This window comes from Flavobacterium cupreum (assembly GCF_003996965.1).
GTDB classification, from domain to species: domain Bacteria; phylum Bacteroidota; class Bacteroidia; order Flavobacteriales; family Flavobacteriaceae; genus Flavobacterium; species Flavobacterium cupreum.
On record NZ_QWDM01000080.1, the window covers coordinates 1 to 435 of the forward strand.

General features: G+C 65.7%; 1 protein-coding gene. It reads left to right on the plus strand.

Features of this window, described 5'->3' with window-relative positions; all coding sequences use genetic code 11:
- On the plus strand, positions 1-435 hold a 435-nt coding region (locus tag D0817_RS26720; RefSeq protein ID WP_127341007.1), incomplete at both ends, for a glycosyltransferase.

Sequence of the window (435 nt, forward strand, 5' to 3'; positions counted from 1 at the left end):
GGACCTACCGCCTGGCCGACATGCTCGCGGTCCAGACCGAGGGCGGCGCAGCCAAGGTGCCGGCGCTCTTTCCCGGCTTGAAGAGGGTCGGTGTGGTCGCCAATCCGGTTCCCGCCGCAGTCGGACTTAACCACAAGAGGCACGGCGCGGGCCGCAAGGTCCTGCTTTCGCTTGGCCGGCTGTCGTCGGAGAAGCAGGTGGACCGGATCGTCGATGCATTCGCCGCCGCCGCTGGCCAGTTCGATCAATGGGAACTGCACCTGTATGGCGAAGGGCCGCAGGAGCCGGCCTTGCGCGCGCAAATCGACGCGCTCCAATTGCAGGAGCGCGTTTTCATCAAGGGGCGCACCAGCGAACCGTGGCAGGTCATGGCCGGCGCCGACGCTTTCGTGATGGCATCCGAATACGATTGGTTTCCCAACGCGTTGCTCGAGG